This is a genomic window from Mycobacterium sp. NPDC006124, assembly GCF_040614235.1.
GTDB lineage: Bacteria > Actinomycetota > Actinomycetes > Mycobacteriales > Mycobacteriaceae > Mycobacterium.
Genome location: NZ_JBEXUA010000001.1, coordinates 290,607 through 305,040, shown reverse-complemented (window position 1 = coordinate 305,040; position 14,434 = coordinate 290,607). Strand labels below are relative to the sequence as shown.

The window sequence follows — 14,434 nt, the reverse complement described above, 5'->3', positions numbered from 1 at the left end:
CGGCCAGAATGGGCCGCACCAGACCCGAAGGAGACCACGATGGCCAAGTACCTGATGCTCAAGCACTACCGCAGTTCGAGCGTCCCCGGGGACCGACCGTTCGCGCCGATGAACGAGTGGACGCCCGACGAGGTCGACGCCCACGTCAGGTACATGTACGACTTCCAGGACAAGCTTCGGGAGACCGGTGAGTTCATCGACGCGCAAGCCCTGTCCCCCGAGGGCACCTTCGTCCGCTACGACGGCCCGGGACGGCCACCCGTCACCGACGGCCCGTTCCCCGAGACCAAGGATCTGATCGCCGGCTGGATGGTGGTCGACGTCGACGACTACGAGCGGGCCGTCGAGCTTGCCGGGGAATTGTCGGCGGCTCCCGGCCGACACGGCGAACCGATTCACGAATGGCTCGAGCTTCGGCCGTTCCTCTCCTCACCGCCCACGATCACCGAGTGATCCCCGGGTTCGACGCAGCCGCGCTGCGGGAGCTGGTGCCCGCAGTGCTGGCGGTCCTCGTCCGGCGCGGAGCCGACTTCGCGACGGCCGAGGACGCCGTTGCCGACGCACTCGTCGCGGCGCTGGCCAGTTGGCCGTCCGATCCGCCGGCTGATCCCAAGGCGTGGCTGGTCACCGTGTCGTGGCGGAAGTTCCTCGACGTCGTGCGCTCCGACGCCGCCCGCCGGGCCCGAGAGGAGCGCCTGTTCGCCGAGCCGGAGCCGGGGCCCACGGAGGATGCCGACGACACCCTGTACCTGTACTTCCTGTGTTCGCACCCGTCGTTGTCGTCGAGTTCGGCGGTCGCACTGACTCTTCGTGCGGTCGGCGGTCTGACCACCCGTCAGATCGCCGCCGCCTACCTGGTGCCGGAATCGACGATGGCCCAGCGGATCAGCCGGGCCAAGCGCACCGTCGCCGCACTGGGGGCGGGCACGTTCCCGGTGTCGGTCGCCGATCCCGCCCAGGTCCTGCTGGTGCTCTACCTCGTCTTCAACGAAGGCCACGGCGGTGACGTCGACCTCGCCGCCGAGGCCATCCGGCTCACCAGACAGTTGAGCCAGCTCGTCGACGATCCGGAAGTGAGCGGTCTGCTCGCGTTGATGCTCTTGCACCATGCCCGCCGCGAGGCCCGCATCGGCGCCGACGGCAGCCTGATCCCGCTGGCCGCCCAGGACCGCAGCCGATGGCGGACGGACCTGATCGCCGAGGGCGTCGACCTGCTGCAGACCGCGTTGGCGCGCGACTGCCTCGGGCCCTACCAGGCGCAGGCCGCGATCGCGGCGCTGCACGCCGACGCCCGCACCGTCGAGGACACCGACTGGGTTCAGATCCTCGACTGGTACGACGAACTACTGGCCCTGACCGACAGCCCGGTGGTCCGACTCAACCGAGCCGTCGCCGTCGGGCACGCCGACGGCGCTCGAGCCGGGCTAGCCGCGCTCGCCGACGTCGACGAGACGGTGCCACGCCACACCGCCGTGGCCGCCTACCTGCACGAAAGAGACGGCGACCTCACGACGGCGGCACGGCTGTACGTCGTGGCGGCGGCACGCGCGCCAAATCTCGCCGAGCGCGACCACCTGACCCGCCAGGCCGCGCGGCTCAACCAACGACCGGGAACCCCGTAGCAGCGTCTACTTCCAGGCGAACACCGGTTGTTCGAACTGGTCGACCGGGTCGTCGCGGCCCTCGAGGCACAGCCAGCGGAACTGCAGCAGCACCGCCCCGGTCGGAGCGTGGATGAGGTCGTTGCCCAGCGGTACTTGTACCACCGGCCGCTTGCTCTCCGGAATTTCGACGAAGCGTGGGGAGTCTGGCCGCTGGAGTTGATGTAGCCCCACCCGGTAGACGGCGACGACCTCGTCCGGCGAGGGACGCAGGTCTCCCCGCCCCCCACCCCAGACGACCACCGGGGTGATCACGTACCCCGAGCGGGTCGGGTAGTCGTCGAGCAGACCCAGCACCGACGCCACCGGCAACCTGACCCCGACCTCCTCGTCGAGTTCCCGCAGGGCGGCGTCGACCACGGTTTCGCCCTGGTCGACGCGGCCGCCCGGCAGCGCCCATTGCGCGGAGTGGGCGCGTAGCCGAGATGCTCTGCGGCACAACAGGAACGCGGCCCCACCGGACACGTCGACCATGCGCCCGTCGAGACCGGCACCCATCGGCCGGCCGTCGATCCAGTCGTCGACCGGTGCCGGGTCGACCCTGTCCTCGCCAAGCTCGGAGTCGACGAGCACCACCGCCACGGCCGCGTGCCGCTTCGACGGGTCGACCACCTCGCGGCGGCGGTGCCCGGCCAGGTTGCCCCGAACCCGCATCCGCAGCGCCTCGTCATAGATGATCGTCACCGCTCGACCATAGGTGCTGCCCGCGAGATCAGGCCGCGGGCACCATCCCATGCGGGTCGAGCACGAACTTCTGCGCGACGCCGGAGTCGAATTCGGCATAGCCGCGCGGTGCGTCGTCGAGGGGGATCACGGTGGCGTTCACCGCGTCGGCGATGTGCGCCTTGTCGTGCAGGATGCTCATCATCAGTCCGCGGTTGTACTTCAGCACCGGGCACTGACCGGTGGCGAAGCTGTGGCTCTTGGCCCATCCGAGACCGAGCCGGACCTTCAGCGTGCCCTCCTTGGCGTCGTCGTCGGAGGCGCCGGGATCCCCGGTGACGTAAAGCCCGGGGATGCCGAGCGCTCCGCCGGCACGCGTCAACCCCATGATCGAGTTCAGAACCGCCGCCGGCTGCTCACCGGCCCCCTGACCGTGCCCGCTGGCCTCGAACCCGACCGCATCCACGGCGCAGTCGACTTCATTGGTGCCCAGGACCTCGGCGATTTGGTCCTCCAGGGATGTGTCGGCGCTGACGTCGACCGCTACGCAGCCGAAGGATTCGGCCTGCCTGAGGCGGTCGGCGTTCAGATCGCCGACGATCACCACCGCGGCCCCCAGCAGTTGGGCCGAGTACGCGGCGGCCAACCCCACCGGTCCGGCACCGGCGACGTAGACCGTGGAACCGGTGGTGACGCCCGCCGTCTTCGCGCCGTGGTAACCGGTCGGGAAGATGTCCGACAGCATGGTCAGATCGCGGATCTTTGCCAGCGCCGCGTCGCGGTCGGGGAACTTCAGCAGGTTGAAGTCGGCGAACGGCACCATCACGTAGTCGGCTTGGCCGCCCAGCCAGCCGCCCATGTCGACGTAGCCGTAGGCCGACCCCGCGCGCGCCGGGTTGACGTTGAGACACACGCCGGTCTGGCCCTCACGGCAGTTGCGGCACCGCCCGCAGGCGATGTTGAACGGCACCGTACAGATGTCGCCAACCTCGAGAAACTGTACGTCGGAACCCTTTTCGACGACCTCACCGGTGATCTCGTGGCCCAGCGTCTGCCCGACCGGGGCGGTGGTGCGTCCGCGCACCATGTGTTGGTCCGAGCCGCAGATGTTGGTCGACACGCACTTGAGGATCACGGCGTGGTCGGCCTTTCGGCTCATTCCCATCGCGCTGGCCACCTCGGCCGGAACCTCGAGCTTGGGGTAGTCGACCGTCTCGACGGCGACCTCGCCGGGACCCTTGTACACGACAATTCGGTTGCCACTCATGGCTTTCCCAACCAGAGCCGCGGTGTTGGCAGCAGGCTCTCCGTTGCGCCCGCGGTCCTCGCTCCGAGCCTAGGCACCCATCCTCGCCCCGGGCAGCCCCTTGGCCGAAACCTGTTCCAAACCTGGCCTTTCGACTAGCCGCGGTAGTCGGCGACCTTCGCGGCGTAGTCGTCGAGCAGACGCAGTGTGTCGTCGCGGGACACCGACGGCAGCATCAGGTTCGTCTGCCCGAATCCGAGATCGTCGACGGCCTGCCAGTAGTCCGCGTCCACCGGCGCCGCGAACATGGACAGCGGGACGTCGCGGCCGGAGCCGTCGCGCATCTGTCGAACGCGAGACGACAGCACGTCGACGGGCAGTGGGTTGGAGATCCAGCCCGCGTCGTGACGGATCACCCGCTTGACCGTGGCATCGGAATTGCCCCCGATGAAGACGGGCGGGTGTGGTTGCCGCACGGGCTTGGGCCGGCTGTAGGAGGCGTCGAAGTCGACGTACTTGCCGTGGTACTCGGCGGGCTCGTTGGTCCACAGCGCCTTGATGGCCTCGATGCGCTCGTCCAGCAGCGCGCCGCGCGTCTTCGGATCGGTGCCGTGGTCGCGGAGCTCTTCGATGTTCCAGCCGGCGCCGACGCCGAACACGAAGCGACCGCCCGAGATCAGGTCGACGCTCGCGGCCTCCTTGGCGGTGGTGATCGGATCGCGCTGAATGAGCAGAGCGATACCGGTGACGAGGTCGATCCGCGAGGTCACCGCGGCGGCGGCCGCGAGGGTGACGAACGGGTCCAGCGTCTTGTAGTAGACCTTCGGCAGCTCTCCGCCACCGGGATACGCGCTCTCCCGACTGGCCGGGATGTGGGTGTGCTCGGCCACCGCCAGCGCGTCGAAGCCCCTGTCTTCGACCGCCGTGGCCAGCGAGACCGGGTCGACGGCGTCGTCTGTGACGAACGTGGCAATGCCGAATTTCATGTGTGTGGGAACGCCGCACGGGTGGGGCGCTATTCCGTCCGGGTACCGACGAATGGCCTTCCGGCCCGAACGTTAGATAGGGTCACTATCAGGTTGGGCCGGGATCGACGGTGCTTCGGGTGCGACAGCCATTCGCGAGAACACGCCGTTCCGCGGGAATGAACCCCGCCGGAGACACCTTGGAGAAGTACGTGCCTGCCCCCATTTCGTCTGACCACCGCGGAGTTCGCTGATGCGCCAAGGACCCCTCGCCGGCCGGTATCCCGCCGTTGCCGCCATGGTCATCCTCGCGCTGATCCCCTACCTGGCGCTGTCGGCTGCGATCGACCCCCTGGTGCCGATCATCACCGAACAACTCCACATGAGCGTGCAGACGATGAGCCTGAGCTCCGGGCTCGGCAACGCCGCCTATGCCGTCGGCACGGTGCTCGCCGTGCAGTTCGCCCAACACCTTCCGCAACGCCGGATGCTGCTGGCCTACGCGGTGGTGCTGGCGGTCGGATCGGTGGTGTCCGCGTCGGCGGTGAACGCCGGCATGTTCATCGGCGGGCACGTACTCCAAGGGCTGGCCACCAGCATGCTGCTGATCGCCGCGGCGCCACCGCTGACGATCGGCTTCCCGAAGGACAAGCTGCGCAACACCGCGGTGATCATGAACATGTGCGTGTTCGGCGCGGTGGCGCTCGGCCCGTTCATCGGCGGCGCGCAGGCTGAATCCCACGCCTGGCGGCCGCTGTTCTGGATCATCGCCGGGATCGCGGTGCTGGCCCTGGTGATGGCCGCCCTGACGTTCGAGGACGCGCCGCCCGCCGACCTCGACGCACCCCGCGACCTACCCGCGATCGGGCTCGCCGCCGTCGGGTGTGCCGCGGCGTTCGTCGGGGCCTCTCAGTTGACCACTCACGGTTTCGGCGACGCCGCGGTCACCGTGCCGATGTTCGGCGGACTGGCCCTCATCGTGGTGCTGGTCGTCTACCAATTCCGTTCGCGCCGTCCGCTTCTCACCGTGCGGACGATGCTGACCAGCTCGATCCCCGTCGCCGGTGTGGGAGTCGCCCTCTTCGCCGCGGCGGCCTCGGTCGCGGCGACGGCGCTGACGGCCAACGTGCTGCTGCAGACCTACAGCCCCGTCCACGTGGGCCTGCTGTACCTGCCCGAACTGGGCGGCGCGATCGTGATGGCCGTGGTCTTCGGCATCGTCATCACCCGGCGCGCCATGCACTACCTACCGCTGGTCGGCATGGTGCTGCTCGCGGCGGGCATCCTGGTCTTTCAGATCGCCCTGCCCGCCAATCAGCCCCTGGTGCTCCTCGCCGCCGGTCTGACGGGGCTGGCGCTGGGCGCCACCGTCGCGCCTGCACTGTTCGTCGCGGGCTTCTCGCTGCAGTCCAACAGTCTGCAGCGCGTCTTCGCGATCATCGAATTGTTCCGGGCGGTGGCCGCATTCATGGTCGCGCCCATCCTGGCTCACTTCGCGACGACGGTGTCGTCCGACCTTGGAATCGGGACGAGCTACGCGCTGTGGATCGGCTTCGGCCTCGCGGTCGGCGGCGCCGTCTTCGGCGTGGCGGTCTACGCGCTCAGTGGCGCCCGGCCGCAGCAACCCAACCTCGACGAGTTCCTCGACGGCGACGATCCGGCGTGGCATTCGCCCCCGCTGCTGGCCCGGATCCGGTCCGGGGTGTCGGCGGCACCCGAGCGGACCGCCGTCGTCGCGACCCCGGCCGACGCTCGGGCGGACGCGGGCACCGAACCGACGGGCATGGTGCTCATCGCCTACGACGGCACCGATCTCGCCGACTTCGCGATCACCCAGGCCGCGGCCCGCCTCGGCACGGGACGCGAGGTGCTGGTGGTCTGCGTCTGGCAACCGGTCGACGTCGGCTTCAGCCCAACCGATGCGCAGCACTTCGACGCCGACCGGGCGACCGAGGTGCGCAGCGCCGCCCAGCGGACGGCCGCCCACGGCGCGGAACTGGCGCGCCGGGCCGGCTTCACGGCGCGCAGCGTGGCGGTGGAGGCGGTGCCGACGTGGAAGGGCATCGTCGCCGCAGCCGAGGATCACGACGCCAGCGTCATCGTGCTCGGGCCGCACCGCCGCAGTGGGCTACTGGGCCACCTGCAGGGAAGCGTGGCGTCCGCCGTCGTCGCCCACACCGACCGCCCGGTGTTGATCGTCCCGCAGTACCAGGACGTCAGCTAGCCGCGCCGGCACCGGACTCGTTGGTCGACTTCTCCCCCACCTTTGTCGGCGATGCGTCCGGTGCACCGCTGGGCGTCGCGGTGCTCTGCGAGCCGCCCGTGACACCGCCGACGACCCTCTGAATCTGCTGCTGGCCGTCCTTGGCGATCGCGTCCAAACGGGCGGTGGCCCGCTTGAGGGTGGCGTCGGCGCGGGCCTGAGCCCGCGTGGCCGCCGCATCGGCGCCAGTCGGCGTGCTCACCTGGGCGGTTCCACCGGTGGGCGTGGTGTGGGGCGTGACGGTGTCTGGTTTGCTCGTGTCGGGTTTGCCCGTGTCGGCTTTGGCGGCGGGTTCGACGCCGCCGTTCGCGTCATCGGCCTGGACCGTCGGGGGCTCCGTCGCGGTGATCGCGTCCGGCGTGGGGCCGGAGTTCTTCTGCACCAACGGTTTCGGTTCGATGGGCGCGGGGGCTTGTGACCGCGCGGCGGCCAGCGGGACCAGGCCCTGAACTCCGGCGGCGCCGGCACCGGCGGCGAGCGAGGGCACGTCGGCAACCCCGCTCAACGGGCTCACCGCATTCGTCGCTCCCGGAAGACCCTTGACGCCAAGCAGATTCGCCAGGACGGCCAACGGGTTGACACCCGGTGATCCGACCAGCCCCTGGGCGATCGCCTTCTGCACACCCGCGATCAACTGGACGAACAGGTCGCCCGGCACCTGACCCCAGTCGACGCCCGACGGCAGCGTGCCGAAGGGCGTGATCACGTTGGCCTGGTCCAGGGTGCGCTCGTAGACCGGCACACCGTCGACGACGGTGCGTTCGACGTCGGTGTAGCCCAGGTTGACCAGGGTGGTCAACGCGGGTTCCAGCGCGGTCGCGATCGGGTTGTTGAGGTTGGCGCCGGTCAACAGGTTGATCAGGTCGATCGGCAGCCGGACCGGTTCCAGCAGCGGCAGCGCATCGTTGACCGGGACCGTGAGGTACAGGTTCAGCGCAAGCGGGTTGCCGAGCGCGGTGCTGGCGAGCGCCGCGGCGAGTTGCGGGGTGAGCTGGTTGGTCAGCAGTTCGGTCAGGCTCGCGGCCGTGATGCCACGCAGCAGATAGGTCGGGAAGAGCAGAGCCGCACCGGAATTGAGGAGCGACACCGGGTTCGGCCAGGCCGGCACGTCGGACAGCGGATCGTATTCGGCCGTCGCGTCCACCTTGATCGGAATGAGGTTCGCCGACCCGAGCACGATGCCGGTGTTGCCGATCGGGATGCTCAGCCCCGTGCCGTCGGAACTGCTGCTGACCGAGGTGTCCGGGGTGACGGTGTCGATGCCGAACAAGCCGGCCAGCGGGTAGGCGCGGGCGAAGAGGCCGCCGTTGGCGCGACCGGGATTTCGCAGCAGGATCATCGGCAGGATGGTGAGGCTGCCGAGCAGGGGGTCGACGCCGACGTCGTTCGCGCCGCCGGGCTGGTTCGCCAGATCCGCGACGACCTGGGGGTAGGCCATGCCGGCGGCGAATGCGCCGAGACCAAAACCCAGGACGATCGGCACGCGAACGTCCACCACGTTCACGTCGCCGCCGGGCAGCAGCTTGACGCTCGCGATCAACCCCGCCACGACGGCCCGCAATGGTGAGAACTGCGGGAGGAGGCCGTCCAACTCCTGCAGCACGCCCAGTGCGCCAATGTTCAGATAATCGGTACCGTTGACTTCGTCGGCCACCGAGTTCGGGAACCCGGGCACCCAGCCCAGGTCGATGCCCAGGAACTTGAGCAGGCTGAACGGCGGCCCCGCGGTGATGAGGTTGACGCCGGACGCGGCTGCACCCGGCAGGTTCAACGGGTTGGCGAGGTTGAAGCCGAGCAGGCTCAGCAGTGCCCCCACGTTCGTCACGCCGGCCGCGGTCAGGACGGGTCCGAGGACCGGAATCGCGCCGGTGTCGACGGTTACGCCCGCCAGCAGTTGCGTCAGCGCGTTGCCCAGCGCCGCGTTGACTGCGGCCTCGGGGTCGTAGCCCAGGTTCGCCAGCAGCCCGGACAGGTTGACGTCGTCGAGCAGCGCCGTCTCCAAGGCCGCCCCGAGCGCCTGGAAGGAGTCGTAGGTGCGCCCTCCGAAGCCGAAGGTCAGATCCGGGATGGAGGCTGGGTCCGGCGCGCCAGGAGCGAGCTGCATAGGCGGCAGACCGGCCGATCCCGCGGTGGACGCGGCGTTCGCCAACGGTGGCGGTGCCGCACTCATGGCAAGCGCTGCCACGGTTGCGGTGGCGATCCCCGCGCTGGCAATTCGACCGGTGGTGCGCGCGTTCTTGCGATGCCGAGATGCCATTGACCAGTCCGTTCACCGGGATTCACAGGAATATCTCAGCACGGTAACACGTGTTGACCATCGCGAAAAGAGTTGCTGGCGAAGTTCTTGCCCGAGTTCGGCAAACCTCGCTAAGGTTGCCGCCGGCAAACTACTACTTGGCGCGCAACAGGGGTGTCAACCGCCGGATCGCGCGAATCTCGTCGTCGCGGTAGGGCCGACCGTCCGGGCCGAGGAGATCGCTGAACCACACCTTGGGGGCCGGGTCGGGGCGGTCCCACGAATCCCACGGCAAATAGGTCTGCGTCTTGCCTGCGACCAACCCCCAGTTGAACGCGCCGACGTCGAGCCGCTGGGCGACGGGCAGGATGCCCTCGACGTTGCTACCCAGCGACCGGGCCAGGTATTCGGTGCACACTATCGGCCGTCGAAGCGGGGCCAGTTCGGCCACGCGGCCCTCGAACTCCGCCGGCTTGGCATAGGAGTGGAACGTGATCACGTCGGAGTTGTCGAGTTGGATGCCCGCGATGGCGCTGCGCCTGCCCGGGTCGGCCCAGGCGCCCTGCCACACCCCGCTGGTCAGCGGCTGAGTCGGGTCGACCTTTCGGGCCCACTGGAAGACCTGAGGAAGCAAAGCGGCGACGAGGTCGACCTTGTCCGGCCGCTCCACGTCTCGATAGACGGTCGCGGGGTTGTCGGGCTCGTTCCAGAGATCCCACCCCAGGATGCGGTCGTCGTTGCGGAATTGAGCCATCACACCGGTGACGTACTCCTCGAGCACCCCGACGTACTGCCGGTCTCCGAGGCGATCGGCGCCCGGGCTCTGCACCCAGCCGGAGTTGTGCACACCGGGCCTCGGCGCCCGCTGCGGACCCGGCTTGGGCCGCGGATCCCAACAGGAGTCGAAGAAGACGAACAGCGGCTTGATGGCGTGGCGCGCGGCGATGGTCACGAACTGCATGAGCCGACGAATGAAGCCGCGGCGATCCTGGGTCCACAGGAGGTCGTGCAGGAACACCCGGATGGAGTTGAACCCGATCCGCCGCGCCATGGCCAGCTCGGCGTCGATGCGCCGGATGTCGTAGGTCTGCGGTTGGAACATCTCGAGTTGGTTGACCGCGCTGGCCGGAATGTAGTTGGCGCCGACGAGTCCGCGATGAGCCCGGTACCAGCCCTGGGCCCGCTCGACCGGCCACCGTGCCCCGCCCGCCGCGGACGCCCTCGGGGTGGCGGTGAGGGCGGCGCCACCTGCCAGCATCAGCGGAATCTTGAGCGCCGTTCGGCGATGAATCACGCGTCGAGTGGGCCGTCCGGAGTCGTGTACGGAATCACCCACCAAGCTGCAGTCCTTGCGTCAAAATCACGAAAGGTGCCGTCGCACAACACCTTTGGAAGCGACGGCCGGATCGCACACCCGCCGTCACGCACCACGGTACGTGAAGCGCACGGCTGCGGCATCCGCGCCGCTCAGCGGCGGGTGGGAACCGCCCAGGCGCTGCCCTGCTCGCGGTCGAGCACCGTCAAGCCCTTGTTCTTCAGCCCGAAGACGTAGACCACCAGGCTGACGCCGATCACCACGGTGACGTAGACGATGAAGGAGACGACGCGGTCGGAGGACTTCGCCGCCTGGAACAACAGCGGCGCCGTGCCACCGAACACGGAGTTGGCCAGCGCGTAACCAAGTCCGACGCCGAGCGCGCGCACCTCGGCGGGGAACAGTTCGGCCTTCACGATGGCGTTCACCGAGGTGTATCCGGTCAGGATCACGTAGCCCACCACCGTCAGCGCGAAGGCGATCATCGGCGACGTGGTCTGCGGGAGGTAGGTCAACAGCACGTAGGTGTAGAGCACCCCGCCGACGCCGAAGAACACCAGCAACACCTTGCGGCCGATCCGGTCGCTGAGCAGACCGCCCAGCGGTTGCACGAGCATCAGCAGGATCAGGCTGGCGAGGTTGATCCACGTCGCCGTCAGCGCCTGGTCGGAGCCGAACGTCGACTTCACGATCGCCGGCGCGTTGATCGTGTAGGTGTAGAAGGCCACCGTGCCACCCGCGGTGATGAGGAAGACCAACAGCAGCGGTCGCCAGTGCGTGGTGAACAACGCCTTCAACGATCCCGCGGCCTTGTCCGCTCCGGAGCGGACGGACTCGAGGTAGGACTCGCTGAGCGACTCGTCCATCGAGCGTCGCATCCACAGCACCACCAGGGCGGCGATGCCGCCGATGAAGAAGCCGACCCGCCAGCCCCACGCCGTCACCATCTCCACGTCGAAGACGCTGAGCAGGATCAGAAGCGTGAACTGGGCGAGCACGTGGCCGCCGATGAGGGTGACGTATTGGAACGACGACAGGAAGCCGCGCCGGTGCGGGGTCGCGGCCTCGGACATGTACGTCGCCGAGGTGCCGTACTCCCCACCGGTGGCGAATCCCTGCACCAGCCTTGCGAGGATCAGGATCACCGCCGCCCAGTAGCCGATGATCTCGCGCGTCGGCATGACGGCCACCACGAAGGCGCACGCCGACATCACCGTGATGCTGAGCATCAGCGCCGACTTGCGCCCACGCCGGTCGGCGTATCTGCCGAAGAACCACGACCCCACCGGCCGCATGACGAAGGTGACCGCGAAGATGCCGTAGATGTAGAGCGTCGAGTTCTTGTCGCTCTTGTCGAAGAACTGCGCCTCGAAGTACGTGGCGAACACCGTGTAGACGTAGACGTCGTACCACTCGACGAGATTTCCCGCCGACCCCTTCATGGTGTTGAGCACCGCCCGTCGGGTGCTCGTCGGCGCGAGGGTCGGACCACCGGGGCTGGACGGCGTGCTCGGTGCGCTGGCCGGTTCGCTCATCCGGCGACGATAACGGCCCGCCCCGCCGAGCGCACGCATGTTGACGGCCCCTCTCGGCGTTCGCGGTCACGATGCGTGCGGTCAGGGTGTGCCCCACCGGGGTGAGCCGGCGTCACGCCGGGTAGTACATCTTCCATGCGGAACGACTTCCACGGCGAACTCGACTCGCTGATCCAGACGTTGAGTCGGATGTGCGGCCTCGCCGGGCTGGCCATGGAACGCGCCACCCAGGCCCTGTTGCAAGCCGACCTGCCGCTCGCCGAGACCGTCATCACCGATCACGACCATCTGACCCTCGTGCAGTCCCAGGCCGAGGAGGCCGCGCTGCTACTGCTGGCACTGCAGGCTCCCGTGGCCGGCGACCTGCGCGTGGTGGTCAGCTCGATGCAGAACGTGGCCGACGCCGAACGGATGGGCGGCCTGGCGCTGCACGTGGCCAAGATCGCCCGCCGTCGTCATCCGGACTACGCGGTGCCCGAGGAGGTCAACGGATACTTCGCCGAAATGGGCCGCATCGCAGTCGATCTCGGCAACAACGCCAAGGACGTCGTGCTGTCGCGCGATCCCGAGCAGGCGGCTCAGATCGGTCGCGACGACGACGCCATGGACCAGCTGCACCGGCACCTGTTCACGATGATGATGGACGAGAACTGGAAGCACGGTGTTGCAGCCGCCGTCGACGTCACCTTGCTGGGACGCTTCTACGAGCGCTTCGCCGACCACGCCGCACAGATCGGCCGCCGCATCGTCTTCCAGGTCACCGGAGAGGTGCGCGAGCTTTGAAGGAGGAATCCCATGCCCACCGTGACGATCCTGGACGACTACCAGGGCGTGGCGCTCACCAGCGCCGACTGGTCGGCGGTGAGCCGGGACTACACAGTCGACGTGATCGGTGAGCACATCGCCGACCACACGGCACTCGTGGCGCGGCTGCGCCACAGCGAGGTGGTCGTGGCCATGCGGGAGCGGACCCCGTTTCCGGCTGCCCTGCTCGAGGCCCTTCCCGCGCTGCGCCTGCTGATCACCACCGGTCCGGTCAACGCGTCGATCGACCTGGCCGCCGCCGCATCCGCCGGCGTCACCGTCTGCGGCACCGGGGGTTCGGGCAATGCGATGCCCGAACTCGTGATCGGCATGATCATCGCGCTGACCCGCAACTTCGCCCAGGAGGACGCCGCCGTCCGCGCGGGTGGCTGGCAGCACACCATCGGCCCGGGTCTGTTCGGCTCGACGCTCGGCGTGGTCGGGCTGGGCCGCCTCGGGACGCCGGTGGCGACCTTGGCGCAGGCCTTCGGCATGTCGGTGATCGCCTGGTCGCCGCACCTGACTGCCGACCGTGCCGCCGAACACGGCGTCCGCGCGGTCCCCAAGGCCGAACTCTTCGGCGAGTCCGACGTAATCACCGTGCACGTGCCGCTGGCCGACGGCACCCGCGGCATGGTGGGTGCCGACGACATCGCGATGATGAAGCGCACGGCGTACCTGGTGAACACCTCCCGCGGACCCGTCGTGGACCAGTCCGCCCTGGTGGCGGTCCTGCGCGAGAACCGCATCGCGGGGGCGGGACTGGACGTCTACGACACCGAGCCCCTGCCGGTCGACGATCCCCTGCGATCGCTGCCCAACACGCTGCTGCTACCGCACATCGGCTACGTCACCACCGACGCCTACCGCGTGTTCTACCGTCACGCCGTGGAGGACATCCTGGCCTTCGACGCGGGCGCTCCCATTCGGGTACTGAGCCCGATCTAGTTTGCTGCCCTGTGCGGCCGGTCGCCTCGGTGGGCCCCGTCACATTCGCCCTTCCGAGCCGGGCACGGTGGTCCCGGCCACTCACCTGCTGTGATACTCATCGCCCTGAGCCCGGAAGACTTGGCGTCTCGTGGTGTCGATGTCACCATTGATGAGGTGTTGACGAGAACCCCCGGACTTCGTACTGGCTGGCGCCGATGAGCGCTCACTCGTTTGCTCAGAGCCTTCGCTGGAACGTCCGGGCATTGCAGCGCAATCCGCTGACTCGCCCCACCGATCGTCTCGAGGCACTGACCTTCCTGGTGCTGTTCCTGATGACGCTGCTCGCCATCCCCGTCGCGACTCACGTCGCCAACCTGGCCTATGACTCGACGATGAGCTTCGTGCGCGAGGAGTCGCAGCACCGCCACTCCGTAGAGGCCAAGGTGATCGGCGGCACCGCCGCTCCCACCGACTTCGGCACGCCCCTCTACGTCGAGGCGAAGTGGACCGAGGGCGCCCAGGAGCGCACCGAACGCATCGCCAGCCCGGGAGCCGTCGCCGCGGGCGCCACGATCACCGTCTGGCTCGACGATGCGGGCAAGGTCGTCACCGCACCCCTGCGGCCGGCCGATGCGTCGGTCAACGCGACCAGCGCCGGCTGGTCGGTCTGGATGCTGGCCGTGGTGTTCTGCGGGCTCGTCGGGTTTGGCGTCCGCAAGGCGCTGGACCGGGTGCGGGCGCGGTCTTGGGATCGGGCACTGCAGCTGTTCGCGTACGGCGACGACGGCTGGGCCAACCGCAGGGGCTGAGCCCTAG

The 14,434-nt window shown here is 68.8% G+C and carries 12 protein-coding genes; 6 read left to right on the top strand and 6 right to left on the bottom strand.

The features are described from left to right. Positions 1-39 precede the first annotated feature (39 nt). Both ABZ195_RS01475 and ABZ195_RS01470 read left to right on the top strand, forming a co-directional pair. Positions 40-453 carry a YciI family protein gene (locus ABZ195_RS01475; protein ID WP_355214207.1) on the top strand — a complete coding sequence of 138 codons (414 nt, stop codon included), beginning with the start codon at positions 40-42 and terminating at the stop codon, positions 451-453. Continuing rightward, on the top strand, positions 450-1,622 hold the full coding sequence (locus ABZ195_RS01470; RefSeq protein ID WP_355214205.1) for a DUF6596 domain-containing protein: 1,173 nt from the start codon (positions 450-452) through the stop codon (positions 1,620-1,622). Before ABZ195_RS01475 ends, ABZ195_RS01470 begins: the two co-directional genes overlap by 4 nt. Positions 1,623-1,628: 6 nt before the next feature. On the opposite strand, the gene ABZ195_RS01465 is transcribed toward ABZ195_RS01470, so the two are convergent. The 3 genes from ABZ195_RS01465 to ABZ195_RS01455 form a co-directional block, all read right to left on the bottom strand. Then, on the bottom strand, positions 1,629-2,345 hold the full coding sequence (locus ABZ195_RS01465; protein ID WP_355214203.1) for a CoA pyrophosphatase: 717 nt from the start codon (positions 2,343-2,345) through the stop codon (positions 1,629-1,631). Between the two features lie 28 nt (positions 2,346-2,373). Then, positions 2,374-3,591, bottom strand: a complete 1,218-nt coding sequence (gene fdhA, locus ABZ195_RS01460) for a formaldehyde dehydrogenase, glutathione-independent (protein WP_355214201.1) — start codon at positions 3,589-3,591, stop codon at positions 2,374-2,376. A 134-nt stretch (positions 3,592-3,725) separates the two neighbouring features. Next, entirely contained in the window at positions 3,726-4,556 is an 831-nt protein-coding gene (locus tag ABZ195_RS01455) for an LLM class F420-dependent oxidoreductase (protein ID WP_355214199.1), read from the bottom strand. A gap of 232 nt (positions 4,557-4,788) precedes the next feature. On the opposite strand from ABZ195_RS01455, the gene ABZ195_RS01450 reads away from it, so the two are divergent. Continuing rightward, on the top strand, positions 4,789-6,759 hold the full coding sequence (locus tag ABZ195_RS01450) for an MFS transporter (protein WP_355214198.1): 1,971 nt from the start codon (positions 4,789-4,791) through the stop codon (positions 6,757-6,759). Here ABZ195_RS01450 and ABZ195_RS01445 read toward each other — a convergent pair. The 3 genes from ABZ195_RS01445 to ABZ195_RS01435 form a co-directional block, all read right to left on the bottom strand. After that, on the bottom strand, positions 6,752-9,055 hold the full coding sequence (locus ABZ195_RS01445) for a hypothetical protein (protein ID WP_355214196.1): 2,304 nt from the start codon (positions 9,053-9,055) through the stop codon (positions 6,752-6,754). The genes ABZ195_RS01450 and ABZ195_RS01445 overlap by 8 nt on opposite strands. Before the next feature lie 133 nt (positions 9,056-9,188). After that, positions 9,189-10,325, bottom strand: coding sequence for a 1,4-beta-xylanase (locus tag ABZ195_RS01440; protein ID WP_355214897.1), 1,137 nt, complete (start codon positions 10,323-10,325; stop codon positions 9,189-9,191). Positions 10,326-10,501: 176 nt separating this feature from the next. Then, a complete protein-coding gene (locus ABZ195_RS01435) occupies positions 10,502-11,884 on the bottom strand; it encodes an MFS transporter (RefSeq protein ID WP_355214194.1) in 1,383 nt (460 codons plus the stop codon). A 135-nt stretch (positions 11,885-12,019) separates the two neighbouring features. On the opposite strand from ABZ195_RS01435, the gene phoU reads away from it, so the two are divergent. The 3 genes from phoU (at position 12,020) to ABZ195_RS01420 (ending at position 14,427) form a co-directional block, all read left to right on the top strand. Further along, the gene (phoU, locus tag ABZ195_RS01430) at positions 12,020-12,667 is read left to right on the top strand and encodes a phosphate signaling complex protein PhoU (RefSeq protein ID WP_355214192.1); all 648 of its coding nucleotides are present in this window, start codon (positions 12,020-12,022) and stop codon (positions 12,665-12,667) included. A 12-nt stretch (positions 12,668-12,679) separates the two neighbouring features. Further along, on the top strand, positions 12,680-13,636 hold the full coding sequence (locus tag ABZ195_RS01425) for a D-2-hydroxyacid dehydrogenase family protein (RefSeq protein WP_355214190.1): 957 nt from the start codon (positions 12,680-12,682) through the stop codon (positions 13,634-13,636). A gap of 197 nt (positions 13,637-13,833) precedes the next feature. Continuing rightward, on the top strand, positions 13,834-14,427 hold the full coding sequence (locus ABZ195_RS01420) for a hypothetical protein (RefSeq protein WP_355214188.1): 594 nt from the start codon (positions 13,834-13,836) through the stop codon (positions 14,425-14,427). The last annotated feature ends 7 nt before the right edge of the window (positions 14,428-14,434 follow it).